Origin of the sequence: Kitasatospora sp. NPDC127067 (genome assembly GCF_042724755.1) — a bacterium.
Lineage (GTDB): Bacteria > Actinomycetota > Actinomycetes > Streptomycetales > Streptomycetaceae > Kitasatospora > Kitasatospora lactacystinica.
On record NZ_JBHXEM010000020.1, the window covers coordinates 24,096 to 48,903 of the forward strand.

Annotated in this window: 26 protein-coding genes; 8 read left to right on the forward strand and 18 right to left on the reverse strand. The window is 72.9% G+C overall.

Annotated features, from left to right (window positions below; translation table 11 throughout):
• Window position 1 precedes the first annotated feature (1 nt).
• The 5 genes from ACFWJ4_RS11445 to hemL form a co-directional block, all read right to left on the reverse strand.
• On the reverse strand, window positions 2-1,768 hold the full coding sequence (locus ACFWJ4_RS11445; protein WP_380542111.1) for a cytochrome c biogenesis protein ResB: 1,767 nt from the start codon (window positions 1,766-1,768) through the stop codon (window positions 2-4).
• Window positions 1,769-1,770: 2 nt separating this feature from the next.
• A complete protein-coding gene (locus ACFWJ4_RS11450; protein WP_359902907.1) occupies window positions 1,771-2,541 on the reverse strand; it encodes a cytochrome c biogenesis protein CcdA in 771 nt (256 codons plus the stop codon).
• Window positions 2,542-2,543: 2 nt separating this feature from the next.
• Window positions 2,544-3,161 (reverse strand): TlpA disulfide reductase family protein, encoded by a 618-nt coding sequence (locus tag ACFWJ4_RS11455; protein ID WP_359902808.1) that lies wholly within the window; start codon window positions 3,159-3,161, stop codon window positions 2,544-2,546.
• A 164-nt stretch (window positions 3,162-3,325) separates the two neighbouring features.
• Window positions 3,326-3,976 (reverse strand): histidine phosphatase family protein, encoded by a 651-nt coding sequence (locus ACFWJ4_RS11460; RefSeq protein ID WP_359902904.1) that lies wholly within the window; start codon window positions 3,974-3,976, stop codon window positions 3,326-3,328.
• Window positions 3,977-4,050: 74 nt separating this feature from the next.
• On the reverse strand, window positions 4,051-5,379 hold the full coding sequence (gene hemL / locus ACFWJ4_RS11465) for a glutamate-1-semialdehyde 2,1-aminomutase (protein WP_380542114.1): 1,329 nt from the start codon (window positions 5,377-5,379) through the stop codon (window positions 4,051-4,053).
• A gap of 439 nt (window positions 5,380-5,818) precedes the next feature.
• Here hemL and ACFWJ4_RS11470 point away from each other — a divergent pair, with 439 nt between their 5' ends.
• A complete protein-coding gene (locus ACFWJ4_RS11470; RefSeq protein ID WP_380542117.1) occupies window positions 5,819-6,301 on the forward strand; it encodes a hypothetical protein in 483 nt (160 codons plus the stop codon).
• Between the two features lie 58 nt (window positions 6,302-6,359).
• Here the strand turns inward: ACFWJ4_RS11470 and ACFWJ4_RS11475 are convergent, their stop codons facing one another.
• The 5 genes from ACFWJ4_RS11475 to ACFWJ4_RS11495 form a co-directional block, all read right to left on the reverse strand.
• Window positions 6,360-7,808, reverse strand: coding sequence for a DHA2 family efflux MFS transporter permease subunit (locus tag ACFWJ4_RS11475; protein WP_380542120.1), 1,449 nt, complete (start codon window positions 7,806-7,808; stop codon window positions 6,360-6,362).
• A gap of 95 nt (window positions 7,809-7,903) precedes the next feature.
• Window positions 7,904-8,395: a MarR family winged helix-turn-helix transcriptional regulator gene (locus ACFWJ4_RS11480; protein ID WP_380542123.1), complete on the reverse strand. Its 492-nt coding sequence runs from the start codon at window positions 8,393-8,395 to the stop codon at window positions 7,904-7,906.
• A gap of 63 nt (window positions 8,396-8,458) precedes the next feature.
• Window positions 8,459-9,748 carry a glycosyltransferase family 39 protein gene (locus ACFWJ4_RS11485; protein WP_380542126.1) on the reverse strand — a complete coding sequence of 430 codons (1,290 nt, stop codon included), beginning with the start codon at window positions 9,746-9,748 and terminating at the stop codon, window positions 8,459-8,461.
• A 200-nt stretch (window positions 9,749-9,948) separates the two neighbouring features.
• A complete protein-coding gene (locus ACFWJ4_RS11490; RefSeq protein WP_380542130.1) occupies window positions 9,949-11,622 on the reverse strand; it encodes an RICIN domain-containing protein in 1,674 nt (557 codons plus the stop codon).
• Between the two features lie 243 nt (window positions 11,623-11,865).
• Window positions 11,866-12,105 (reverse strand): chaplin, encoded by a 240-nt coding sequence (locus tag ACFWJ4_RS11495; protein ID WP_380542133.1) that lies wholly within the window; start codon window positions 12,103-12,105, stop codon window positions 11,866-11,868.
• A gap of 496 nt (window positions 12,106-12,601) precedes the next feature.
• On the opposite strand from ACFWJ4_RS11495, the gene ACFWJ4_RS11500 reads away from it, so the two are divergent.
• The 3 genes from ACFWJ4_RS11500 to ACFWJ4_RS11510 all read left to right on the forward strand — a co-directional run bounded on the left by ACFWJ4_RS11500 (window position 12,602) and on the right by ACFWJ4_RS11510 (window position 13,715).
• The gene (locus ACFWJ4_RS11500) at window positions 12,602-12,844 is read left to right on the forward strand and encodes a chaplin (RefSeq protein ID WP_380542136.1); all 243 of its coding nucleotides are present in this window, start codon (window positions 12,602-12,604) and stop codon (window positions 12,842-12,844) included.
• A 110-nt stretch (window positions 12,845-12,954) separates the two neighbouring features.
• The gene (locus tag ACFWJ4_RS11505) at window positions 12,955-13,224 is read left to right on the forward strand and encodes a chaplin (RefSeq protein ID WP_380542138.1); all 270 of its coding nucleotides are present in this window, start codon (window positions 12,955-12,957) and stop codon (window positions 13,222-13,224) included.
• Window positions 13,225-13,337: 113 nt separating this feature from the next.
• Window positions 13,338-13,715, forward strand: coding sequence for a hypothetical protein (locus ACFWJ4_RS11510; RefSeq protein WP_380542141.1), 378 nt, complete (start codon window positions 13,338-13,340; stop codon window positions 13,713-13,715).
• A 59-nt stretch (window positions 13,716-13,774) separates the two neighbouring features.
• On the opposite strand, the gene ACFWJ4_RS11515 is transcribed toward ACFWJ4_RS11510, so the two are convergent.
• A complete protein-coding gene (locus tag ACFWJ4_RS11515) occupies window positions 13,775-14,440 on the reverse strand; it encodes a hypothetical protein (protein WP_380542144.1) in 666 nt (221 codons plus the stop codon).
• Window positions 14,441-14,739: 299 nt separating this feature from the next.
• On the opposite strand from ACFWJ4_RS11515, the gene ACFWJ4_RS11520 reads away from it, so the two are divergent.
• The 3 genes from ACFWJ4_RS11520 to ACFWJ4_RS11530 all read left to right on the forward strand — a co-directional run bounded on the left by ACFWJ4_RS11520 (window position 14,740) and on the right by ACFWJ4_RS11530 (window position 15,996).
• A complete protein-coding gene (locus ACFWJ4_RS11520) occupies window positions 14,740-15,084 on the forward strand; it encodes a rodlet layer protein (protein WP_359902775.1) in 345 nt (114 codons plus the stop codon).
• Window positions 15,085-15,169: 85 nt separating this feature from the next.
• Complete coding sequence (locus ACFWJ4_RS11525) at window positions 15,170-15,514, forward strand: rodlet layer protein (protein WP_380542147.1); 345 nt, start codon at window positions 15,170-15,172, stop codon at window positions 15,512-15,514.
• Between the two features lie 212 nt (window positions 15,515-15,726).
• Complete coding sequence (locus ACFWJ4_RS11530) at window positions 15,727-15,996, forward strand: hypothetical protein (protein ID WP_359902770.1); 270 nt, start codon at window positions 15,727-15,729, stop codon at window positions 15,994-15,996.
• A gap of 79 nt (window positions 15,997-16,075) precedes the next feature.
• Here ACFWJ4_RS11530 and hemB read toward each other — a convergent pair whose 3' ends face one another.
• The 7 genes from hemB to ACFWJ4_RS11565 all read right to left on the reverse strand — a co-directional run bounded on the left by hemB (window position 16,076) and on the right by ACFWJ4_RS11565 (window position 23,435).
• Window positions 16,076-17,056: a porphobilinogen synthase gene (gene hemB / locus ACFWJ4_RS11535; RefSeq protein WP_380542150.1), complete on the reverse strand. Its 981-nt coding sequence runs from the start codon at window positions 17,054-17,056 to the stop codon at window positions 16,076-16,078.
• Window positions 17,057-17,124: 68 nt separating this feature from the next.
• Window positions 17,125-18,774, reverse strand: a complete 1,650-nt coding sequence (locus ACFWJ4_RS11540) for a bifunctional uroporphyrinogen-III C-methyltransferase/uroporphyrinogen-III synthase (protein WP_359902764.1) — start codon at window positions 18,772-18,774, stop codon at window positions 17,125-17,127.
• Complete coding sequence (hemC, locus tag ACFWJ4_RS11545; RefSeq protein ID WP_359902761.1) at window positions 18,771-19,778, reverse strand: hydroxymethylbilane synthase; 1,008 nt, start codon at window positions 19,776-19,778, stop codon at window positions 18,771-18,773. The genes ACFWJ4_RS11540 and hemC overlap by 4 nt, the downstream gene beginning before the upstream one ends.
• Window positions 19,779-19,819: 41 nt before the next feature.
• Window positions 19,820-21,184 (reverse strand): glutamyl-tRNA reductase, encoded by a 1,365-nt coding sequence (locus tag ACFWJ4_RS11550; protein WP_359902758.1) that lies wholly within the window; start codon window positions 21,182-21,184, stop codon window positions 19,820-19,822.
• Window positions 21,185-21,209: 25 nt separating this feature from the next.
• Window positions 21,210-22,112, reverse strand: coding sequence for a redox-sensing transcriptional repressor Rex (locus ACFWJ4_RS11555; protein WP_359902755.1), 903 nt, complete (start codon window positions 22,110-22,112; stop codon window positions 21,210-21,212).
• Between the two features lie 101 nt (window positions 22,113-22,213).
• Window positions 22,214-22,969: an exonuclease domain-containing protein gene (locus tag ACFWJ4_RS11560; protein WP_380542153.1), complete on the reverse strand. Its 756-nt coding sequence runs from the start codon at window positions 22,967-22,969 to the stop codon at window positions 22,214-22,216.
• A 172-nt stretch (window positions 22,970-23,141) separates the two neighbouring features.
• Window positions 23,142-23,435: a glutaredoxin family protein gene (locus ACFWJ4_RS11565; protein WP_359902750.1), complete on the reverse strand. Its 294-nt coding sequence runs from the start codon at window positions 23,433-23,435 to the stop codon at window positions 23,142-23,144.
• A 104-nt stretch (window positions 23,436-23,539) separates the two neighbouring features.
• Between ACFWJ4_RS11565 and ACFWJ4_RS11570 the strand changes: the two genes are divergently transcribed.
• Window positions 23,540-24,577, forward strand: a complete 1,038-nt coding sequence (locus tag ACFWJ4_RS11570) for an HAD family hydrolase (protein ID WP_380542156.1) — start codon at window positions 23,540-23,542, stop codon at window positions 24,575-24,577.
• The last annotated feature ends 231 nt before the right edge of the window (window positions 24,578-24,808 follow it).

Genomic DNA, 24,808 nt, shown 5'->3' on the forward strand with positions numbered 1-24,808 from the left:
TCTACTCCTTGGAGTTCTGGTCGGCAGGGACTGCGGGGGCTGAGGCCTCGGCCTCGGGGTCGTGGGGTGTCGCGTCGGACGCGGTGCCGGCTTCCCCGGCACCGTCCTCGGAGGCCGGGGAGTCGTCCTCGGAGGCCGGGGCGTCGTCCTGGAGGTCGACCGCGAGCTCCGCCAGCTCCTCGGCGATCTTCGCCGACTCGCTGCGGGCCAGACCGGCCAGCTCGACCTGGGTGCCGCCGCCCGGCAGGGCGACCGCCCGCACCCAGATCCGGCGGCGCTGGATGAACAGCGAGCCGATCAGACCGAGGATCGCCAGCACGCCGCCGACCAGGGCGATCTCATTGCCCGGGCGGTGCGTGATGTTGAAGCTGGCCCACTGCTTGTAGCCGTCGAAGGTGATGGAGCCGTAGCCGTCGGGGAGGGTCCAGCCCTGACCCGGCTTGAGCCTGGCCTTGGCCGGCTGGCCGTCCTGGGTCAGCTGGGTGAGCTTGCGGGTGTTGAGCTGGTAGACGTTCTGCGGCAGGCCGGAGTCGGTGCCCAGGTCGCCCGCGAAGGCGTTCAGCACCAGTTCGGGGGCGGCGTCACCGGGGAACAGCGAGACCGGGCCGGTGCCCTCGAAGCTCAGCGGGGCGGTCGGCAGGAAGAACCCGGAGAAGCCCATCTGGGTCTTGTTGCCGTCGGGACCCACGCCGTAGTCGGAGGCCTTCACCACGCCGGTGGAGGTCAGGTTGCCGTCCTGCGGCAGGAACGGGACGGCGCCCTGGTAGACGACGTCGCCCTTGCCGTTCTTGAGGGTGATCACCGGGGCGTAGCCGTGGCCGATCAGGTAGACCTTGCTGCCGCCGACCTCCAGCGGGTGGTTCACCTCGATCGTCGACTTCTTCAGCGCGGACGGGTCGCCGCCCTCGGAGTACTGGACGTGCGCGGTGAACTGCCGGGCGGCGCCGATCTGGTCGCCCTTCTCCTGGAACTTCGAGGTGAAGCCGTCCAGCTTCAGGTAGAAGGGGTCGAGGTCCTGGCTGCCGTAGAACCGGGTGCCGGTGAAGTCGTCGAGCTGGGTGATGGTGTTGGAGTAGGCCTCGCCCTCGATCATCAGCTTGCCGCCGGTGCCGGCGGCCAGGCTGGACCAGGCGAAGCCGCCGAGCAGCGCGAACAGCGACAGGTGGAACAGCAGGTTGCCGACCTCGCGCAGGTAGCCCTTCTCGGCCGCGACCGCGCCGCCGGACAGGTGGGCGCGGAAGCCGCGCTTGCGCAGCAGCCGGTGCGCGGCGGCGTTCACCTCGTCGGCGTCCGCCTCGGTGCGCCAGACCGCGTGCACCGGCATCCGGGTCAGGTTGCGCGGCGCGGCCGGCGGCCGGGAGCGCAGCACGCCGACGAACTGCCAGGTGCGCGGGACGATGCAGCCGGCCAGCGAGACGAACAGCAGGATGTAGATCGCGGAGAACCAGACCGAGCTGTAGACGTCGAACAGCTGGAGCTTCTCGTAGATCGGCGCGACCGTGGTGTGCTGCGCCTTCCAGGTCTGCACCTTGAACTGGTTCTGCCCGTTCTGCGGGATCAGCGAGCCGGGGATGGCGGCCAGCGACAGCAGGAACAGCAGGATCAGGGCGACCCGCATCGAGGTCAGCTGGCGCCACATCCAGCGGGCCCAGCCGAACGGCCCTATGCCGGTCGGGCCTTCGGACTCGACCGGGGCGGTGCTGAGCCGCTCGGCGGCACTGTCGTCCGGCGCCGGCGGCTGCTCGGTCTCGGTCGTGGTGTTGCTCACGGTCAGATTCCGATCTGGAAGTCGGCGGTCCAGGACTGCAGCTGGCTCATCATCGAGTCCCAGATCCCGGTGACGAGCAGCAGACCGACCGCGACGAGCATGCCGCCGCCGATCCTCATGACGAGCGGGTAGTGCCGCTTGACCCAGCCGAAGGCGCCCAGCGCCCGGCGGAAGGCCACCGCGGCCAGGATGAACGGTACGCCGAGGCCCAGGCAGTAGAAGGTGGTCAGCAGCGCGCCACGCTGGGCGTCGGCCTGGTTGAGGGCCAGGTTCTGCACGGCGGTCAGGGTCGGGCCCATGCACGGGGTCCAGCCGACGCCGAACACCACCCCGAGCATCGGGGCGCCCAGCAGGCCGACCGCCGGGCGGCGGTGCGAGCGGACCTCGCGCATGCTCAGCCCGGGCACCAGGCCCATGAACGCCAGGCCCATCACCACGGTGAGCGAGCCCAGCACGATGCTGATGATCCGCTTGTAGTCCTGGAGCTCTTGGCCGAAGTAGCCGAACAGGGCGCCGGTGGAGACGAACACCGCGGTGAAGCCGAGGATGAACAGCACCACGCCGAGCAGCATCCGGCCGCGCCGCGAACCGCGGGCGTCCGCGAGGTCGGCGGCGGAGAAGCCGGTCACGTACGACAGGTAGCCGGGGACCAGCGGCAGCACGCACGGCGAGAAGAACGACGCCAGCCCCGCCACCAGCGCGACCGGGGCGGCGGCCAGCAGCGCGCCGCTCTGGACGGTCGAGGTGGCGTCGGCGAGGTGCAGGGGCGGCAGACTCACTGCTTCTGCTCCGCGACCACCGGCTGGAGGATCGACTCCAGCGCGTCCTCGGTGGTGCCGCCGACGGCGCGGGCGGCCAGCTTGCCGTCCCGGTCGACGATCAGGGTGGTCGGGATGGACTGCGGGTTGAGGCTGCCCTTGGGGAACTTGAGCAGCTGGGTGCCGGCGGGGTCGAAGAGGCTCGGGTAGGTGACGCCCTGCTCCTGCTCGAAGCGGACGGCGTTCTGCTTCTCGGTGTCCCGGGTGTTGATGCCGAGGAACTGGACGCCCTGGTCCTTGTACTTCTCCGAGACGTTCTGGAGGCTCTTGGCCTCGGCCCGGCACGGGCCGCACCAGGAGCCCCAGACGTTCAGCACGACGACCTTGCCCCGGTAGTCGGAGAGCTTGGCCGCGGTGCCCTCCAGCGTCTCGCCGGAGATGTCCGGCGCGTCCCCGCGCTTGCCGGCCTCCGCCTTCGACAGGTTGGTGCCCTTGACCGTGACGAAGCCGACCTGGCCCTCGCCGCCGCCCGACGAGCCCGAGGAGGAGCAGCCGGTGAGGGCGAGCGCAGCGGCGGCGACGGTGGCGGCGGCTGCTGCGGCGACACGGGGACGGGGGCGCGTCATGGCAGACATGTGAAAAGTTTCGCATGGAGTTCCGGGCCGGTTCGCCGGGGTCCTGCCTTGCGCGTCGCACCCCCTCTGACCTGCGACGAAATCGGGTCACCCGGCATCTGCCAGGTGACCCGAAGTCATACTTACACGCCGCTTACGGAGGCGGGGCGGCGAAGGTGCGGAGGCTAGGCGCCGAAGCTCTTGCCCACCGGCTTGTCGCCCTTGCGGCCCTTGCCCACCAGGTGCGCGGGCAGCAGGTCGCGGGCCGGCTCGCGGTAGCCGACCGAGACGATCCGGTCGCCCTCGAAGGTGAAGCTGGTCAGCGAGGCCAGCGAGCACTGCCGGTTGCGCGGGTCGTGCCAGAGCCGGCGGCGCTCCACGAAGGAGCGCAGGGTCCAGATCGGCAGCTGGTGGCTGACGCAAACCGCCTCGTGCCCGCGCGCGGCGTCCCGGGCCGCGCCGAGCGCACCCATCATCCGCACCGCCTGGTCGAGGTACGGCTCGCCCCACGAGGGCTTGAACGGGTTGGTGAGGTACTTCCAGTAGCCCGGGTTCCGCAGCGAACCGTCGCCGACCCCGAAGGTCTTGCCCTCGAAGACGTTCTCCGCCTCGATCAGCCGCCCGTCCGCCGCGACGTCCAGGCCGTGCGCCTCGGCGATCGGCGCGGCGGTCTCCTGGGCCCGCTCCAGCGGGGAGGCCACCACGTGGGTGATGTCCCGGCCGGCCAGGTCCTCGGCGACCCGCTCGGCCATCTTCCGGCCCAGCTCGGACAGGTGGTAGTCCGGCAGGCGCCCGTACAGGACGCCCTCCGGGTTGTGCACCTCGCCGTGCCGCATCACGTGGACGACGGTGATCTCTTTGGCGCTCACTTCTCGACTACTCCTGGGAATCGGGTTCGGGCCGCGACGGGTCAGGCCGTGGCGGCGGCAGCGGCGCGCGCGGCGGCCGGCAGGGCGGCGGCGATCCGCTCGACCGCCCGCTCGTCGTGGGCCGCCGAGACGAACCAGGACTCGAAGGCGGACGGCGGCAGGTAGACGCCCGCGGCCAGCATCGCGTGGAAGAAGGCGGTGAAACGGTACGCCTCCTGGGTCCTGGCCTCGTCGTAGTCGGTGACCGGGGCCTCGGTGAAGAACACCGAGAACATGTTCCCGGCGGTCTGCAGCCGGTGGGCCACGCCCTCCTTGGCGAGCGCGTCGGTGACCAGGCCGGAGACCTCGGCGGCGACCTTGTCCACCGTCGCGTACACCTCGTCGGTGCAGCCGCGCAGCTGGGCCAGGCCGGCCGCGGTGGCGATCGGGTTCCCGGACAGGGTGCCCGCCTGGTAGACCGGGCCGGCCGGGGCCAGGTGCGCCATCACGTCGGCGCGGCCGCCGAAGGCCGCGGCCGGGAAGCCGCCGCCCATGACCTTGCCGAAGGTCAGCAGGTCCGGCGCCCAGCCCTCGTTCGCCGCCTCCAGGCCGTACCAGCCGGCCCTGGAGACGCGGAAGCCGGTCATCACCTCGTCGGAGATGAACAGCGCGCCGTTCTCCCGGCAGAGCCGGGCCAGGCCTCCGTTGAAGCCGGGCAGCGGCGGGACGACGCCCATGTTGCCGGGCGAGGCCTCGGTGATCACGCAGGCGATCTCGCCCGGGTGGGCGGCGAAGGCCTGCTCGACGGCGGCCAGGTCGTTGTACGGCAGCACGATGGTGTCGCCGGCCTGGGCGCCGGTGACGCCCGGGGTGTCCGGCAGGCCGAAGGTGGCCACGCCGGAACCGGCGGCGGCCAGCAGCGCGTCCACGTGACCGTGGTAGCAGCCGGCGAACTTGACCACCTTCGCCCGGCCGGTGAAGCCGCGGGCCAGCCGGATCGCGGACATGGTGGCCTCGGTGCCGGAGGAGACCAGGCGGACCTGCTCGACCGGGGCGACCCGGCCGACGATCTCCTCGGCCAGCTCGACCTCGCCCTGGCCGGGGGTGCCGAAGGAGGTGCCCTTGGAGACGGCCTGCTGGACGGCGTCGATCACCGCGGGGTGCGCGTGGCCGAGGATCATCGGACCCCACGAGCACACCAGGTCGACGTACTCGCGGCCGTCGGCGTCGGTCAGGTAGGGGCCGGTGCCGGACACCATGAAGCGCGGCGTGCCGCCGACCGCGCGGAAGGCGCGCACCGGGGAGTTGACGCCGCCGGGCGTCACCACGGAGGCGCGGTCGAACAGCGACTGGGACTGGGGGGCTTCGTAGGGGTAGCTCACAAAAGACATGGTCTCAAATCGTGTCCTCACGCTCTGCATGTCCGACCCGATCATCTGGAACGATGATCCGGGCACCGTTGTCTGTACGGTTGTCCGTACAGCAGGGGCCGCTGACTGCACCGGACCGGGGACCAGTCAGACTGTGTACACAGAGTGCACGGGCGTTCCGGTTTGTGTGCAGGGGTGTGGAGAGGACTGCCGCGTACCGCGAGTGGGTACGGCGGCGCATGACGGGTAAGGAGCACGTCCGGTGGGCGCCGGATGTGCGGGGGTCTGTCGATTCCGGCGAATTCCGGTGAGGATGGTCCGAGTGTCCGAGGCGCAGGACGGCTACGACGAGGCTGCGGGGGGCTCCCGCAGGCCCGCCGAAACCGCACGCGGGGGTACGGGAGCGGGTACGGGTCGTGGTCGTCGCGGCGGTGAGAGGCGGGGTGAGGGACGCGTGGGGGTGACCTACAAGTACTTCGGGGCCCCGGACCGCGCGACCGCCGCCAGAGTTCCCACCGCCCTCGGCCCGGGCGGACTCGGCCTGGAGGCCGGCGAGCTGGGCTCGCTGGGGCGGCTCGGCGACCTGATGGAGACCAGCGGCTCCCCCACCGGCCACCTCTCCACCAAGATCAAGCCGGAGACGATGAGCGCCATGGTGCTCACCGGCATCCAGGGCGTGCCGCTGCACCAGGTGCCGCCGCTGGAGCTGGTCGTGCTGCACCCCGACTACGCCGTCGTCCAGCTGCCCCACAACGTCGTCGAGCCGTTGCGCAAGGCCGACGAGACGGAGCTCGGCGCCGCCGCCTTCATCTGGTCCACCGTGCCGGACCGGCGCGGACCGCGGGACGCGTTCGTGATCTACAGCATGCTGCACGAGTGGCAGGACTTCGCCAACCGGCTGCACGAGGCCGGGCACCAGCTGTACTGCCTGGTCTGGCCGTGACGCCCGGCCCCGGCACGCTGTTCGAACGCGGGCCGGGGCAGGGCGGGTTGGCGGACCGTCAGTTCTGACGCCCGGTCGGCCGCAGGACGGTGGCGGCGAGCAGCAGGGCCACCGCGAGGAGTCCGGCGGCGACCGCGAAGGCGAGGCGGAAGCCGCCGGCCAGGGCGTCCGCGGCGGGGTGCCCGGCCGCGGTCAGGGCGGCGGTGCGGCCGCTCGCGAGGGTGCCGAGGACGGCGACCCCGAGCGCGCCGCCGACCTGCTGGGTGGTGTTGAACAGGCCGGAGGCGGTGCCCGCGTCCTGCGGTCCGGCGCCCGACATGCCGAGGACCGCGAGCGTGGACAGCACCAGGCCGCCGCCCGCGATCAGCAGCATGGTCGGCAGCAGGTGGACGACGTAGTCGGCGTCGGCGGGCAGCCGGACCAGCAGTGCGAGCGCGGCGAGCAGCATGGCGAGCCCCGCGAGCAGCACGGCGCGCTCGCCGAACCGGGCGCTCAGCCGGGCCGAGAGCAGCAGCGACACCGCGCCGATGGCGGCCGCCGCCGGCAGCATCGCCAGGCCGGTGGCGGCGGCGCCGTAGCCGAGGACCTGCTGCAGGTAGAGCGCGACCATGATCTGGAAACCGAACATCCCGGAGATGGTCAGCACCTGCACGGCGTTGGCGCCGGAGACGTTGCGCGAGCGGAACATCCGCAGCGGGAGCAGGGGTTGGGCGGCCCGGGCCTGCCGGAGCAGGAAGCCGGCCAGCAGCGCGAGCGAGAGCGCGCCGAGGCCCAGGGTGCGGGCCGAGGTCCAGCCGTGCTGGCCGGTGCCGACGATGGTGTAGATGCCGAGCATCAGGGCGGCGGTGATCAGCACGGCGCCGAGCACGTCGGCGCCGGCCCGCAGGCCGGGGCCGCGGTCGGACTCCAGCAGCCGCAGGGAGAGCAGGACGGCGGCCAGGCCGAGCGGCAGGTTGATCAGGAAGATCCAGTGCCAGTTGAGCGCCTGGGTGAGCACCCCGCCGAGGACCTGGCCGATCGAGGCGCCGGCCGCGCCGACGAAGCTGAACGCGCCGATCGCCCGGCCGCGCTCGGCCGGCTCGGGGAAGAGCGTGACGATCATGCCGAGGCTGACGGCGGAGGCCATCGCGCCGCCGACGCCCTGGAGGAAGCGGGCGGCGATCAGCGCCTGCTGCCCGGTGGCGACGGCGCAGAGCAGCGAGGCGGCGGTGAAGAGGGTGAGCCCGGCGACGAACATCCGCCTGCGGCCGATCAGGTCGCCGAGCCGGCCGGCCAGCAGGAGCAGGCCGCCGAAGGCGATCAGGTAGGCGTTGACCGTCCAGGTGAGGCCGGCGGGCGAGAAGTGCAGGTCGCCCTGGATCGCGGGCAGCGCCACGGTGACGATCGAGCCGTCCAGGACGATCATCAGCATTCCCGCGCAGAGCACCGCGAGGGCGAGGGTGCGGGAGCGGGCGGCGGCGGGGGCTGCGGAGGCCGGCGTGGGCGCGGCCGGGGCGTGCGTGGTCATGGCGGTTCTCCCGGTTCGTCGAGTACCGGGTAGGACGCTATCAGATCGTTTTGTTCGGGACTATCTATCTCGGGAGCAGCTTGCTGCCGGGGCGGTCAGCCCCGGGAGCGGCGGGCACGGCGGACGGTGCGCTCGACCTCGACCGGTTCCGCGAGGTGGCCCTCCACCAGGCGGGTCAGGGCCGAGACGAACACCTCGCGCTCCGGCTGCGGCAGCGCCTCCAGCAGTTCGCGGTGCACCCGGTCGGCGATCGCGGTGCCCCGCACCACGGCCCGCTCGCCCGCCTCGGTGACCGAGACGATCCGGGCCCGCCGGTCGGTCGCGGACGGGCGGCGCTCGGCCAGGCCCGCCTTCTCCAGCTCGTCGACGGTGACCACCATGGTCGTCTTGTCCAGGTCCGCCAGCTCGGCCAGCTGGATCTGGGTGCGTTCGGACTCCTGCGCGTGGAACAGCACGCAGTAGGCGCGCGGGGTGATCCCGAGCTCGGTGAAGGCGGCCGCCATCCGGGTGGCCAGCACGTGGCTCGCGTGGTCCATCAGCCCGGAGATGTCGCGGATCTGGCGCACGGGCGGCGGGGTCGTCGTCATACGTCCGAGGTTAGCAACGGCCCGTCTGCTCCCGGATGATCCCGTAGCCAACCAACGCCGGGTCTACGGGATGCCCAACTCGAACAGCGCATAGCCCGCGTACCAGCCCGCCGCGAGGACGGGCATCGCCAGCAGCCAGGCCAGCGAGGAGAGCCGCACCCGGCGCAGCGCCACCGCCAGGCCGATGCAGAGCGGGAAGGCGGGCAGCAGGTAGCGCGAGATGTTGCCGAAGATCTGGTTGGTGCTCAGCGCGGTGAAGATGGTGAGCCCGGTGTAGACCCACAGCACCAGCGGCGGCCGGGTGCGCCACAGCAGCAGCACCAGCCCGGGCAGGGCGATCAGCAGGCCGATCGCGATCAGGTCCGGGACGGGATTGGCCTGCCAGTAGGTCCAGTGGCCGGTGATCACGTCCCTGATCGTGCGCAGGGTGGAGGAGCCGCCGTCGAAGTAGCGGTTCCAGGCGCCCTGCTGGAGCTTGAAGTAGCCGCCCCAGTCGCCCATCTTCCAGCCGACCCAGGCGACGTAGCCGAGCAGGCCCCAGGGCGTGATCAGCATCGCGGTCAGCGGACGGGCCACCCCGTCGGTGCGGCGGACCAGCGCGACCAGCGCGGCGATCGAGACGGCGGCGATCAGCACGGCGGCGGTCGGCCGGTTGAGGCCCGCCACCAGCGTCAGCACACCGGCCGCGAGCCAGCGGCGGGTCATCACGCAGTAGCAGGCCCAGGCGGACAGCGCGACGAACAGCGAGTCCGAGTAGACCGCCCACTCCACGCCGGAGCCCGGGAACAGGCCCCAGAGCACCGCCGCGATCACGCCCGCCCGGAAGCCGCCGAGCCGCTCGGCGATCGCGAAGATCCCCGCCGCCGCGACCAGCGAGGCCAGCACCGAGACGACGATCCCGGAGCCGTACGGGCCGAGCCCGGTGACCGCGCCGACCAGCCGCATCAGCCAGGGGTAGAGCGGGAAGAAGGCGGCCGAGTTCTCGTAGTAGGTCGCCAGCGGGAAGCCGTGCAGCGGGATCAGCTGCGGGTTGTACCCGTTCTCGGCGATCCGCTGGTACCAGACGCCGTCCCAGGTGCCCAGCACGTCCCAGGGATTGGCGCCGCCGCCGCGGCCCGGCTGCTTGTTCAGGTAGTCGCCGGTGTGCGAGAGCAGCAGCATGAAGACGGTCACGCCGATGGCCTTGACCACCGCGTACGCGCCCAGCGCGGGCGCGAAGCGGTCCACCAGTGCCCCGAACCGGCCGGGCTCCCGGCCGGTCCGTTCCTCGGGGGTCTCCACCGGCTCCGCTCCGGGCGCCGCGGGCGCTCCGGACTGGGTGCTGGACGACTCAGTGCTCGATGCCGTGCTCATCTGGTCTGGGTACTCCCCGCCCCGCTCGTGGTCCGCGCGGCTCCGGCGCAACGATTTTCCCGTGAGCCTACGGCACGCCCCCGAACCGAGGCCCCCTGGTGCCCCCGGAGCCCGCGTCCGGCACCGTGCGACCCGTGCCGAAAACCACGCCGTCGCCGCCCGGTGGGGGGCGGCGACGGCCTGGGCGCGTGCGGGGTGGATCAGCCGTGGACGTAGACGATGCCGAGCTTGGTGAGCTGCCAGAGCTGGTTGGCGGCGCCGGTGTCGGTGGCGAGTTCGACGTACGGGTTGCCCTTGGCGTCGAGGGTGCTGCCGGCGGCCAGGACCTTGCCGCGGTCCTGGGAGTCGGCGATCTTGTAGCGGCCGTCGCCGGCCGGCGTGAACACCCAGTGCTGGTTGCCGCCGCCGTTGCAGCCCCACTGCTGGATCCGGGTGCCGGGGGCGGTGGAGCCGGCGTTGGCGTCCAGGCACATGTTCCGGTTGCCGCTGAAGTCGAGCTCGTAGCTGCCGCCCGCCTTGGCCTCCAGGACGAAGGACTGGTTGAGCCCGCCGGTGGCCGGATAGGTGATCGCGGGCCGCCCGTTGGTGGAGTCGCCGTAGCTGCCGCCGCCGGTGAGGTCGAGCGCGTTGCCGCTGGCGGCGTTGGTCAGCTGGTACCAGGCGCCGTCCTCGGGGACGTCCCCGAACGGCTGTCCGGGCGTGAGCGGCTGGATCGAGGTGGTGTTCTGCTGGTTGAGCGTGCAGTACGCCTGCGCCAGCTCGGTCCGGGCGTAGAACTGGCCGAGGCAGACGCCCTCGCCGCGGTAGCCGGCCACCCGCAGGTGGTACGACTGGCGGACCATGTTCATGCACAGCCCGGGGATGCCGATCTGCGAGTCGCAGCCGTTGCGCACCCACTCGGAGAGGTTGATGACGTCCCCGTTGGAGTACTCGTACGGGGAGGACGTCCACTCCGCGCAGACCTCGTGCCCGAAGGCGACCCGCCGCTGGTCCAGGTACCGGACGCCGGGCACCTGCTCGGCCGCGCCGCGCAGCGCGTCACTGAGTGTCGGCACCACCCAGTTGTGGCCCCAGGCGAGGTCCTCGGGGAAGGCCGGGCAGCCGTCGGCGACCTTGCCGAGGTAGTCGTTGCGCCGGATGTCCGGGGTGATCGGGTTGAAGTACGACTGGTAGACCAGCTGGTACGAGGAGTCGGCGTAGCCGGCCTTGCGCATGGTCTGACGGATGTTCTGGAGCGCGGCGACCACCTTGGGCTGGACGCCCTTGGCGCGCCGGCGGATCTCGTCGCTGCCGATGGTGTCCCGGCAGCCCTGGTCCTTGGGGATCGGGAAGTACTGCGCCAGGCAGTGCATCATGATCCCGCTGAAGTCGAAGTCGTCGTTGGCGCCGATGGTGACGACGACCATCTTGACGTCGTACTTGGCCGCCGTGTCGGCCAGTTTGACGTCCTGCTTGGGCTCGCCGAAGTCGCCGCTGCCGGGGCCGGTGACCTTGGCCAGTTCCGGGTCGCTGACCAGGTCGCCGGTCTGGGCGCCGGAGCAGGCCAGGTCGATCGGGGTGACCCCGGGGATGTCGGTGACGAAGATCTCCGACTTGGGGTGGCGGTGGCAGTAGTTGGTGGGGCTGTCCGTCTCCGGGAAGTAGCCGTCGTTGGTGTCGGTGCCGGCGCCCTCCCCGGAGATGGCGCTGTCGCCGAGGGCGACGATCGCGGCCGGACGGGTGGCCGCGGGCGCGGCCGGGGCGGGGTCGGCCAGGGCGGCGGGGGCGCCGGCCAGGCCGAGGGTGGCGAGGAGGGCTCCGGTGGCGAGCAGTGCGGCGCACCGGGACGCACCCGTACGCGTTCGCCGTGCAGCCGGCAGGGGTGACCTGATCACACGCGACTCCTTGCGGGGGTGGGGGACCGCCCTGGCGGGGAGCCGAGCGGTGCGGAGCAAGAGAGGAGCAGGAAAGGTGAGCAGGTCTCGCATTCTAGGTACTGACAAGTAACGCAACAAGACTCGTGACACCGCCGGGAACCGACGGACCGACACGTTCACGGCACAACGAAGAGCCGCCGCCCCGCGCCCCAGGAGGGAGGCGCGGAACGGCGGCTCGCACCGGCCGAACCGGGTGCGGGCTCAGCCCACGTTGGCGCACTTGTTGCCGAACGCCGGGTTCAGCAGGCCGATGATGTCGATGGTGTTGCCGCAGACGTTGACCGGAACGTGCACCGGGATCTGGATCTGGTTGCCGGAGACGACACCGGGGGAACCGGCGGCGACGCCCTGGGCGCCGGAGCTGGCCATCGCGGAACCGGCGCCGGTGGCCACGATGCCCACCACGGCCGCGCCGACGGCGGCGGTCTTCTTGATGCTCATACGAGCCTCCTGACTGTTCGACAGATATGCACGGGGAGTGCGACATCTAGAACGAGACCCCACCGGACCGGTTGCGACGGTCCCGGCACTGTCACCCATCCGGCGCAACGGCGCCGCGGACCGGGCATTCGGGTGATCGGAGGGTCGGACCGTTTCCCCCCGCGCGGTGCCTCGTTCTCCCTGACGGAACCCGGTCTCCACCGGCCCCCGCGCGGCGGGCCTCCCAGAACCCGGCGTCCGGCAACCCGTGCCGGAACGCCCGACCGGAATTCCACCTGGTCGCGCCTTTGTCCGAAGCCTTTCCCGGCCGTGCGGGAATCGTTTCGGGGGGCACTGCGACCCGGCAGTCACGGCCACGCCCGAGCCATGGGCGGAACACGCCGATATGCGCCGACCGAGTGACAATCACGGCAATCCCTGAAGCCTTCGGGTGAGTATTCGCGCTCGCCCGACTCCCGACATTCCCATTCCGTCGGGCAGAAATCGGAGGAATGACATGCGCAACTTCAAGAAGGCCGCCGTCCTGTCCCTGGCCGCCAGCGGCCTGGTGCTCGGTGCCGCCGGCGGTGCGGTCGCCAGCTCGGGCGCCGAGGGCGTCGCCGCCGGTTCCCCCGGCGTGCTCTCCGGCAACCAGATCCAGGTGCCGATCCACATCCCGATCAACCTGTGCGGCAACAGCATCGACATCATCGGCCTGCTGAACCCGGCCTTCGGCAACGCCTGCGTCAACGCCGGCTGAACCCGCGGTCGCCGCACCGGCGACAGCCGATTCACCGAGCCCGTGCCGCGCCCCGCAGCGCCGGGGCGCGGCACGCTCCACCCGTGTGTGATCGAGGAGATCAACCCCCCATGCAGAACATGAAGAAGGCCGCCGTCCTCTCCGCCGCCGCTGCCGGCCTGGTGCTGGGCGCGGCGGGCTCCGCCGCCGCCAGCGCGGGCGCCGAGGGCGCGGCCGTCGGTTCCCCCGGTGTCATCTCCGGCAACCAGATCCAGGTCCCGGTGCACGTGCCGATCAACCTGTGCGGCAACTCCATCAACATCGTCGGCCTGCTGAACCCGGCCTTCGGCAACGCCTGCGCCAACGTGGAGCTGCCCCCGCCGTCCGCCGACGACTGCTGATCCCCGATCGGCACGTGTTCCGGCCGTCCTGCCCCCCGACCAGTCGGCCGGGGGGCAGTTCGGCGTCCCCGGACAGCCGTCCGGGATCCCCGATCCACCGAAGGGTGATCACGATGGTTTCGAAGAAGAGCGCGGCCGGACTGGCCGCCGCCGTGGGTGCCGCGGTGCTGCTCGGCGCCGGTTCGGCGCAGGCCGCCACCGCCCCGGGCGAGGCCCCGGCCGGCCCGGCCACGCTGACCAAGACCGACCTCGGCCAGGCGCTGGGCGGGACGACCACCGGCCTCGGCTACGGCATCGCGCCGATCAAGAGCCTGCGGCTGGACCCGTGGGCGAACTCCTCGGCCGACTTCCTCAACAACGGCGCGGCCCTCCAGCCCGACCAGGGCCTGCCCGCCGTCGGCACCGGGACGCTGACCGGCCCGCTGAGCGCCGGCGGCGGCGTCAAGGACCTCCCGCTGGTCGGCGGGCTGACCGGCCTCCTGCCGGGCTGAGCCCCCGGGCTCCCGTCCCGGGCTCCCGTCCCGGGCGCGGTGCCCGGGTCGGAGCCGGGTCAGAGCTGGGTCAGGCCCGTCAGCCCGGTCGTCTGCACCACGCCGGTGGCGGTCCCGGTGGTGGTCCCGGCCAGGGCGGCCGCCGTGTCGGTGAGGGAGAGCCGGCTGTCCTCGCCCCCGAGGCTGGCCTTGGCCCCGGGGACCACCTGCACCGCGCCGGAGACCAGGCGCGGGTCGATCTCGTCCACCTTCAGCCGGCCGTCGGCGAGCTGGCCGGCGCCGTCCTGGGCGAGCGAGAGCGGCTTGCCGAGGGTGAGCCCCGGGGTCTTGGCGTGCAGCGGCGCGGCCGGGGCGTCCAGCAGTACCTTGCCGAGGTCGGCGCCCTGGTCGACCAGCGGGATCGGCAGATCGGCCTTGGCGCTCGGGCCGACCTTGCCGGTGGTCAGCTGGGGAAGGATCTGCTCCGGGAGCAGCGCGCCGCCGCCGCTGGTGGTCCGGTCGGGCGCCGGCGGCATCAGGAGCGAGGTCGGGATGCCGGCCGTGAGCCGGCTGCCCAGCGGGGCGAGCGGGATGTCCGCCGGGACCTGCTGGGTGGCCAGCGCGTCCTCCAGCGCGCCGACCTGGTCGGGGCCGATCGGGGTGGCGGCACCGGCCGCTCCTTGGGAGGCGAGCACACCGGCACCGACCGCCAGCAGCATCGCGCCGGCCCGCTGGGAGAACTTCATGCTTTTCACCGTTCTGCTGTCCGTACTGGGGATCACTGGGAAGGGCTGCGGGGCCGCAACCGGAAAGCGATCTGCTCAACGAGTGACCGGGAGTGCGGATTGCGGCCGTTAACCGGTTCGGAGTAATAATCCGATCGGATTCCCTCCGCCGTCGTGCCTCCGGGACTCTTTTCAAAAATCCCCGTAACCTTCCGTGCCGTCGTTCTTTGATCTGGACGTCAGTGACTGCAGACCGGGTCTGAGCGTTCTCAGCGTTGTACGCACGGAATCCAAAGAGCATTTCAGAGAGGGATCTCGCCATGATCCAGAAGTCCTTCGCCGCCGCCGGCCTGGCCGTCGCCGCGCTGGCCGGTGCCGCCGCGCCCGCCTCCGCCATCGGTGACGCGGACGGCGCCGCCGCCTCCATCGAGGGCAACGGCGGTACCAACTTCACGGGCACGGTCGGGAACAACAGCCCGAACTTCCACTTCCTGGACAACCCGAACATCTGCCTGCCGGAGATCCACAACATCGCGGTCGGCGTGCTCGGCGTGGCCGTCCCGGTCGAGGTCCCGATCGCCAACAACGGCGGCAGGCAGTACTGCACCGTCGGCCAGGGCACCCAGAGCCAGGGCGACGGCGGCGTGTCCCACCTGATCGGCTGATCGGTCGCCGCTCCGTTCTCCCTGCACCACCCTCACGATCCACCTACGAATCGCTCCCCGATTCACCCCGAGAGGAAAACCAGAGATGATCAAGAAGTCCCTCGCCGCCGCCGGCCTGGCCGCCGCCGCCTTCGCGATGTCCGCCGGCTCGGCCTCCGCCATCGTCGACTCGGACGGCGCCGCCACCTCCGTCCAGGGCAACGGCGGCACCAACCACACCGGCACCGCCGGCAACGGCAGCCCGAACAACCACGTTCTGGACAACCCGAACATCTGCCTGCCGGAGATCCACAACGTCGCCGTCGCCGTCATCGGCATCGCGGTCCCGGTCGAGGTTCCGGTCCTGAACAACCAGCCGAAGCAGATCTGCAACGTCGGCCAGAACACCCAGTCCACGGGCGACGCGGGTGTCTCGCACCTGATCGGCTGATCAAGGGGCACAGCACGGTCGGAGGGCCCGGGGAGGAACACCTCCCCGGGCCCTCCGGGCTGTGCGGGCGAAGTGTCCGGCCGGCCGCGCCGCAGCGCGGTCCGGACGGGTGAGCGGCGGGCCGGTCCGGCGCGTGGATCGCCGATCAGGACCGCCGGTTGTGATCACGTGTCAGAGCGCCCGCGGGGCGCTCCCAGAGAGAGGGCAGTTCCATGAAGAGCAAGCTGGCCAAGGCCGCCCTGACCGCCGCCGCCGCACTGGCGCTCGCGGGTGCCGCCACCCCGGCCTTCGCCCACGTCGGCCTGGCCGGCGGCGGCGAGTTCGTCGCCTCCGCCGACCAGCCGTTCGTGGCCGGCGGGGGCTTCGGCGTCGCCCACGCCGGTGACGTCGTCGCCGGAGGCTTCGGCGGCGGTGCCGCCACCTCCACCGACGTGATCGGCGGCGGCGCGGGCTTCGCGCACGCCGGCGACGTGGGCATCTGAGTCCACGGCCCGACGGAAACCCGGAAGGCCGGGTCGCTCCCCCGCGGGAGCGGCCCGGCCTTCCGCCGTACGGGGTCCGCTACTTGAGCATCGCGGCGGCTTCGAGGGCCCAGTAGGTGAGGATCTGCTCGGCGCCCGCGCGGCGGATCGAGGTGAGCGTCTCCATGATCATCCGCTCCCGGTCGATCCAGCCGTTCGCGGCGGCCGCCTCGACCATCGCGTACTCGCCGGACACCTGGTACGCGGAGACCGGCACCGGGGAGGCGTCGGCGACCTGGCGCAGGATGTCCAGGTAGGCCATGGCCGGCTTGACCATCACCATGTCCGCGCCCTCGGCGAGGTCCTGCGCCAGCTCGCGCAGCGACTCGCGGGCGTTGGCCGGGTCCTGCTGGTAGGTCTTGCGGTCGCCCTTGAGCGAGGAGCCGACGGCCTCGCGGAACGGGCCGTAGAAGGCCGAGGCGTACTTGGCGGTGTAGGCGAGGATGCCCACGTCCTGGTGCCCGGCCTCGTCCAGCGCCCGCCGGATCACGGCGATCTGGCCGTCCATCATGCCGGACGGGCCGACCAGGTGGACGCCGGCGTCGGCCTGCACCCGGGCCATCTCGGCGTAGCGCTCCAGGGTGGCGTCGTTGTCGACGCTGCCGTCCGCGGCCAGCACGCCGCAGTGGCCGTGGTCCGTGTACTCGTCCAGGCAGAGGTCCGACATGACCACCAGGGAGTCGCCGACCTCGGAGACCACGTCCCGGATCGCCTGCTGGAGGATGCCGTCCGGGTTGGTGCCCTCGCTGCCGGTCGCGTCCTGCACCTGCGGGACGCCGAACAGCATGAGGCCGCCCAGGCCCGCCTCGGCCGCCTCCACCGCGGTCTTGCGCAGGGTGTCCCGGGTGTGCTGGACCACGCCCGGCATCGAACTCACCGGGACGGGCTCGCTGACGCCCTCGCGGACGAACAGCGGCAGGATCAGCTCCGCCGGGTGCAGCCGGGTCTCGGCCACCAGGCGGCGCATCGCCGGGCTCCGGCGCAGTCGGCGCGGGCGTACGTACGGGAATTCAGCGGACACGGCTTCTCTCTCCGAACGGTTGTGCAGTGCCGGGGGCGACGGTCGGCCGCCCCCGGCCATGAGGGGTGTCAGCGGGCCTTGCGGCGCGAGCCGGGACGGCGCTCGCTGGGCCGGTAGACCGGCTCACCGGCGGCCGTCGCGGTGTCGCGGCGCTTGGCCCCGAAGTCTGCCAGCGCCTGGGCCAGCGCGGCCGCCGACGGCGCCGGGGCCATCACGTCGACCCGCAGGCCGTGCTCCTCGGCGGTCTTGGCGGTGGCCGGGCCGATGCAGGCGATGACGGTCACGTTGTGCGGCTTGCCCGCGATGCCGACCAGGTTCCGGACGGTCGAGGACGAGGTGAACAGCACCGCGTCGAAACCGCCGCCCTTGATCGCCTCACGGGTCTCGGCCGGCGGCGGCGAGGCGCGCACCGTCCGGTACGCCGTCACGTCGTCGACCTCCCAGCCGAGCTCGACCAGGCCGGCCACCAGGGTCTCGGTGGCGATGTCGGCGCGCGGCAGCAGCACCCGGTCGATCGGGTCGAAGACCGGGTCGTACGGCGGCCAGTCCTCCAGCAGGCCGGCCGCGGACTGCTCGCCGGAGGGCACCAGGTCCGGCTTCACGCCGAAGTCCACCAGGGCCTGCGCGGTGGTCTCGCCGACCGCCGCGACCTTGATCCCGGCGAACGCGCGGGCGTCCAGGCCGTACTCCTCGAACTTCTCCCGGACGGCGCGCACCGCGTTCACCGAGGTGAAGGCGATCCACTCGTAGCGACCGGTGACCAGGCCCTTGATGGCCCGCTCCATCTGCTGCGGGGTGCGCGGCGGCTCGACCGCGATGGTCGGCACCTCCTGCGGCACCGCGCCGTACGAGCGCAGCTGCTCGGACAGGCCGGTGGCCTGCTCCTTGGTGCGCGGCACGAGGACGTTCCAGCCGAACAGCGGCTTGGTCTCGAACCACGAGTGCGAGGCCCGGTGGGCGACCTGCTCGCCCACCACGGCTATCACCGAGGTGGCCGGGTCGACCGGGGCGGAGACCGGCGAGGGCAGCACCCGGGCGGCCTTCAGGTCGGCCGCGATGCCGGACAGGGTGGAGGTGAAGGTCCGCTGGCGGGTGGTGGTGCCGGAGAGCGTGGCGCTCAGCGCCGACTCCGGCTTGCGGCCGCACGCGACCAGGGCGGTGGCGGTGGCGGGCAGCTGGCCCAGGGTGGTGCGGACCACCAGGGTGGTCTCCGGCGCGCCCAGGTCCACCGGGCTGCCGGCCAGCAGCGCGGCGCCGTCCACGAAACGCACGTCGGTGCCGGACCCGGCGCGCAGCGGGACGCCCGCGTACGCCGGGACGCCGACCGACTGGGCGACGCCCGGGATCACCTCGAACGGGATCCCGTCGCCCGCGCAGCTGAGCATCTCCTCGGCGGCGCAGCCGTCCAGGCCGGGGTCGCCGTCGACGGTGCGGACCACGTGCTTGCCGGAGCGGACGGCCTCGGCGACCAGCTTGGCCAGGTCGAAGTCGGTGCCCTCGGCGGCGGGGGCGTGCACCTGCACGCCGGCCGGACAGTGGCTGCGCACGGCGGCGGCGGTCAGCGGGTCGGCGACCAGCACGTCGGCGGTGGACAGCACCTCGACCGCGCGCAGGGTCAGCAGGCCCGGGTCCCCGGGGCCCGCGCCCAGGAAGGTGCACCGTCCGGTGGCGGGCTGTCCCACCGGGAACAGGGCATCGGTGGCGGTGGTGGGGCTCATCGGGCTCGCTCCCCCATCAGGGCGGCCGCGCCCGCGGCGAGCAGCCGGTCAGCCAGCGCGCGGCCGAGGGCCACCGCCTGCTGCTCGGCGGTCTCGTCGAGGACGATCGGACCGTTGGCGGACATCTTCAGCAGGGCGGTTCCGTCGGGGTCGCCGACCACGCCGTCCAGCCGCAGTTCGTTCTCCCGGCCCCAGGTGGCCAGCGCGGCCACCGGCGCCGAGCAGCCGGCCTCCAGGGTGGCCAGCAGGGCGCGCTCGGCGGCCACGGCGACCCGGGTGGGGGCGTGGTCCAGCGCCGCGAGCGCGGCGGTCAGCCCGGTGTCGGCGGTGGTGCACTCGATCGCGAGCGCGCCCTGACCGGGGGCGGGGACCATCACCTCGGTGTCGAGGTGCTGGGATATCTCGGCGCTGCGGCCGAGCCGGTTCAGGCCGGCCGTCGCCAGCACCACCGCGTCCAGCTCGCCGCTGGTCACGAAGCCGATCCGGGTGTCCACGTTGCCGCGGATCGCGACGGTCTCCAGCTGCGCGCCGCGGGCGTTGGCCCAGGCGTTCAGCTGCGCCATCCGGCGGGGCGAGCCGGTGCCGATCCGGGCCGGGCGGCCGGCGCCGGCCAGCTTCTCCACCAGCTCCTCCAGGGCCAGGCCCTCGGTCGCGACCAGGGCGTCCCGGACGTCCTCGCGCTCGGGGACGGCGGCCAGCGCCAGCCCCTGCGGGGCGGCGGTGGGCAGGTCCTTGAGCGAGTGCACGGCGAAGTCGATCCGGCCCTCCAGCAGCGCGTCGCGCAGCGCGGAGACGAACACCCCGGTGCCGCCGATCTGCGCCAGCGACTCCCGGGAGGTGTCGCCGTAGGTGGTGATCTCGACCAGCTCGACGGCGCGCCCGGTGACCCTGGTCACCTCGCGGGCCACCATGCCCGACTGCGCCATGGCGAGGGCGCTGCGCCGGGTGCCGAGCCGCAGGGCCGCGGTGGCCGAGGGCTGCTCCGTGATCGGTTGACCATTCATGAGGTGATCGTCCCGGTGGTACTCGTGGGATGGCTGACGGTTCATCTGGTGCCCCCGGCCGAGGGCTGGGGCGCCCCGCCGACGGGCGTGCCCGACACGGCGTGCACGGCCGCCGGGTCGAGGTCGAACAGTTCGCGCAGCGCCTCCGCGTAGGAGGCGCCGCCCGGCTCGGCGGCCAGCTGCTTCACCCGGACGGTCGGGGCGTGCAGCAGCTTGTCGACGACGCGGCGGACGGTCTGGGTGATCTCGGCGCGCGAGCGCTCGTCCAGGTCGGGCAGCCGGGAGTCCAGCCGGCCGAGCTCGGCGGCGACCACGTCGGAGGCCATCGAGCGCAGCGCGACCACGGTCGGCGCGATCCTGGCGGCCCGCTGGGCGGCGCCGAAGGCGGTCACCTCGTCGGAGACGATCCGGGTGACCTGGTCGACGTCGCCGGCGCCGGGGCTGGCGGCGTGCGCGTGGGAGAGGCTCTCCAGGTCGACCAGCAGGGCGCCGGGCAGCTCGTGCACGGTGTGGTCGACGTCGCGCGGCATGGCCAGGTCGAGCAGGGCGAGCGGCTCGGACGCCCCGTGGCGGAGCCGCTGGGCGTCCCGCCGGGAGGCGACCGCGGCGGCCACGTCCTCGGCCTTGATCACCACACCGGCCGCGCCGGTGCAGGAGATCACCAGGTCCACCTCGGCGAGCGCCTCCGGCACCTTGGCCAGGTCCAGGACCGAGGCCACGTCCGGGCCGAGGATCTCGACCAGCCGCTCGGCGCGGGCCGGGGTCCGGTTGGCGATCAGCAGGTCGGTCACGCCGGAGCGGACCAGGGTGGCGGCGGCCAGCGAGCTCATCGAGCCGGCGCCGACCACCAGCGCGCGCTTGCCGGCGATCTCGCCCGCGCCCGCCGCGACCTGCTCCAGGCCGAAGGTGACCAGCGACTGGCCGGCCTTGTCGATGCCGGTCTCGCTGTGCGCGCGCTTGCCGACCCGCAGGGCCTGCTGGAACAGCTCGTTCAGGCCGCGCCCGGCGGTGTGCTCCTCCTGGGCCTTGGCCAGCGCGTCGCGCAGCTGGCCGAGGATCTGGCCCTCGCCGACGACCATCGAGTCCAGGCCGCAGGCCACCGAGAAGAGGTGGTGGACGGCGCGGTCCTCGTAGTGGACGTACAGGTGGGAGGTCAGCTCCTCCAGGTCCACCCCGCTGTGGTGGGCCAGCAGCAGCGACAGCTCGGCGACGCCGGCGTGGAACTTGTCCACGTCCGCGTACAGCTCGATCCGGTTGCAGGTGTTCAGCAGCGCGGCCTCGCCGACCGTCGCGGTGGCGGCCGCGTCGTGCAGCAGCCGGGTCGGTACGTCACCCGTCAGCGCGGCGCGCTCCAGCACCCCGACCGGGGCGGTGCGATGGCTCAGCCCTACGACGAGAAGGCTCATGCCCGCCCCCCACAGCTCTCGGTGTTCATGCGGGCATCACCGCGGAGAGATCCCCGTCGCCGCCCTTGGCGGACTTTCCCTTGGCCTGCTCGGCCTGGTCCTTGGCCGCCGACTCGACGGTGCCCCGGGGCTTGCCGCTGCCGCCGGCCGCGCGGCGCAGCTTGGCGGCGGCCGCCCGGACCGGACCGGGGGCGCGGTCCAGCACCGACTCGGCACGGTCGTCCGGCTCCTCGCCGGCCTTGCGCTGCTCGTGGAAGGCGAGGATCTGGAGCTCGATGGAGAGGTCCACCTTGCGCACGTCCACGCCGTCCGGGACGGTCAGCACGGTCGGGGCGAAGTTCAGGATGCTGGTGACGCCGGCCTCCACCAGCCGGTCGCACACCTGCTGGGCGGCGCCGGGCGGGGTGGTGATCACGCCGATGGAGACGTGCTGGCTCTCGACGATCGACTCCAGCTCGTCCATGTGCCGCACCGGCAGTCCGGCCGCGGTGGAACCGACCACGTTGGGGTCGGCGTCCAACAGGGCGGCCACCCGGAAGCCGCGGGAGGCGAACCCGCCGTAGTTGGCGAGCGCGTGGCCGAGGTTCCCGATGCCGACGATGACGACCGGCCAGTCCTGGGTCAGGCCGAGCTCGCGGGAGATCTGGTAGACGAGGTACTCGACGTCGTAGCCGACGCCGCGGGTGCCGTAGGAGCCGAGGTAGGAGAAGTCCTTGCGCAGCTTGGCCGAGTTCACGCCGGCCGCGGCGGCCAGCTCCTCGGAGGAGACGGTCGGCACCGAGCGCTCGGAGAGCGCGGTGAGGGCCCGCAGATAGAGGGGCAGGCGGGCGACTGTCGCCTCCGGGATGCCCCGGGCACGCGACGGTCGGCGCGCGGCGCCCTGGTCGGGCGTCTGCGAACTGCTCTGTGGTGATCGGCCGATTGCCACGGTGCTCCTGTGGGTGAAGCTGGGCTTTGGCAGCCAGGCTATGCGTTTGTGAACGTGTGCACAAAGATGGTGTCCGTTTTGTCCCTACACAGTGATGCGCATCACGCCATCGACCGCATAGCACCGGCCCGGGTCAGCACGACCTCCGGGGCTCGCGAACCGGGCAGCCAGGGGCCGTACGGGGCCTCCCTGCGCAGCAGCGGGACGCCGGCGCCGGACGGGTGGGAACGGGCCCGCCCCAACCGGGGCCAGGGCACCTCGGCGGCCTCGCGCAGCGGGCCGGTCCAGTCGCCCGGCGGGCAGGACGGGGCGCCCAGGCAGTGCCGCAGCAGCTCGGCGGTCACCCGGGCGTCGCCCAGCGCGGTGTGCGCCGGGTACCAGCCGAGGTCCGCCGCCTCCGCGCAGGCCGCCAGGCCCTGGCCGCGGGCCTGCGGCAGGTGCGCGCGGGCCAGCCGCATCGTGCACAGCAGCGGCACGGGCGGCAGCGGCACCCCGATCCGGGCGAACTCGCGATCCAGGAAGGCGTGGTCGCAGCTGACGTGGTGCCCCACCAGCACCCGGCCGGCCAGCAGCTCCAGCAGCCGCGGGGCGATCTCCCGGAAGCGCGGGGCGCCCTCCACGTCGCACTGGCGTATCCGGTGCACATGGGTCGGACCGACCGGGCCCAGCGGATCCAGCAGGGTGGCGAACTCGCCCTCGGGACGCAGCCGCTCGTCGAGCAGCACCACGGCCACCTCGACCACCCGGTGCCGCCACGGGCTGCGGCCGGTCGCCTCCACGTCCACCACGGCGAAGCCCCGGGGGACCGTCCGGGGCTCCGGGGCTCCGGACACCCCGAGGGCAGGACCGGGAAGCATGGCGCACTCCTCGTGTGCTCAGCCCCCCACGGGCGCAAACGCGTTCGATCGTAAGCCGACCAACCCGCCCCGCCCCACGCCGGAACGGAGTGTCTTTGGCAACGATTCGGCGAACCTCCCCCGCCGATCGGCGGGGGGTCGGTACACGGACGAACGCCGGGTCAGGCCCCGCTCAGCCGCCGAGGGCAGTGCGCAGACGGCGCTCGTCGACCCGCCAGAAGTCGTGCTGGCGACCGTCGATCAGGGTGACCGGAATCTGCTCCCAGTAGCGGCGGTACAGCTCCTCGTCCTGGGTGATGTCCCGCTCCTCGAAGGACGCCCCCAGCTCGCCCGTCACCCGGAGGATCACCTCGCGGGCCTCGTCGCACAGGTGGCAGCCCGGCTTGCCGACCAGGGTCACGGTCCGGTCCGCGGGCTCGGGGCTCTTACGTCGCAGCAGTGGGCTCACCACCCCATTCTCCGCCATGGCACCCGCCCGCCCGGGGGCGCCCGGCACCCGGTGGAGCTGTTCACCTCGCGGGCACGGCTCCGTCACGGTCGCCGCGCGCCCGGCTGGCTATCCTCGATGACATGGCCGTGCTCAGAAGGCTCACCCAGGCAAGGCGTTCCAGCAGCGAGCGGAGCGCCCTGGCCGGCGAAGCCGCGGCCGAGGCGGCCGAGGCCGCGCTGCGGGCCGAGCCCGGACCGGACGGCACCGCGGGGCGGGACGGCGGGACCGAGCCGGACGGCGGCACCGGAACGGACGGCGGCACCGCGCCGGCCGCGGCGAAGCCCGGCAAGGCCCCCAAGACCCCCAAGGCCTCGACCGAGAACCACACCCCGGACCCGGACGACCCCCGCGCCGCCGCCTTCTTCGACTGCGACAACACCATCCTGCGCGGCGCCGCGATCTTCTACCTCGGCGTCGGCCTCTACCGCCGCGGCTTCCTCACCCGCCGCGACATCGCCCGCTTCGCCTGGCAGCAGGCCTGGTTCCGGCTGCACGGCACCGAGGACCCGGACCACATCTCCGACGCCAAGCAGTCCGCCCTCGGCATCGTGGCCGGCAAGCCCACCGCCGACCTGGAGGCGATCTGCGAGGAGATCTTCGAGGAGGTCGTGGCGGACAAGATCTGGCCCGGCACCCGCGCCCTGGTCCAGATGCACCTGGACGCCGGCCAGCGGGTCTGGCTGGTCACCGCCGCCCCGCTGGAAGTGGCCAGGATCATCGCCCGGCGGCTCGGCATGACCGGCGCGCTGGGCACCGTCGCCGAGGCCCGGGACGGCCTGTACACCGGCCGGCTGGTCGGCGACCTGCTGCACGGCCCGGCAAAGGCCGCCGCCGTCCGCGCGCTGGCCCGGCGCGAACGCCTCGACCTCGACCGCTGCGCCGCCTACAGCGACTCGGCCAACGACATCCCGATGCTCTCGCTGGTCGGCCACCCGTACGTGGTGAACCCGGACGGCGCGCTGCGGCGCCACGCCCGGACCCAGGGCTGGCGGGTGCGGGACTTCCGGACCGGGCGCAAGGCGGCCCGGGTGGGGCTGCCGGCCGCGGCCGCGCTCGGGGTGCTGGCCGGCGCGACGGCGGCCGGGGTGGCGCTGAACCGGCGCAGGCGCCGCTCCTGAACCTCCCGCGCCGGGGGTCGCGCGGGCTCCCGAAGGCCGCCGGGGGCGCGCCCGAGGGCCGCCCGAGGGCCGCCCGAAGACGGTCGGGAGGTCGTCGGCGGATCGTCGGAACGCCGTCGGGACGCCGTCCGGACGGGCTCGCCCCGGCGGGTGAGCGGGCGTCAACAGGGCCTCTGACCTGGCCCCTCTTACGGGCGAACTCCCCTGCACCGCAGGGTGGTCCGAGTCACC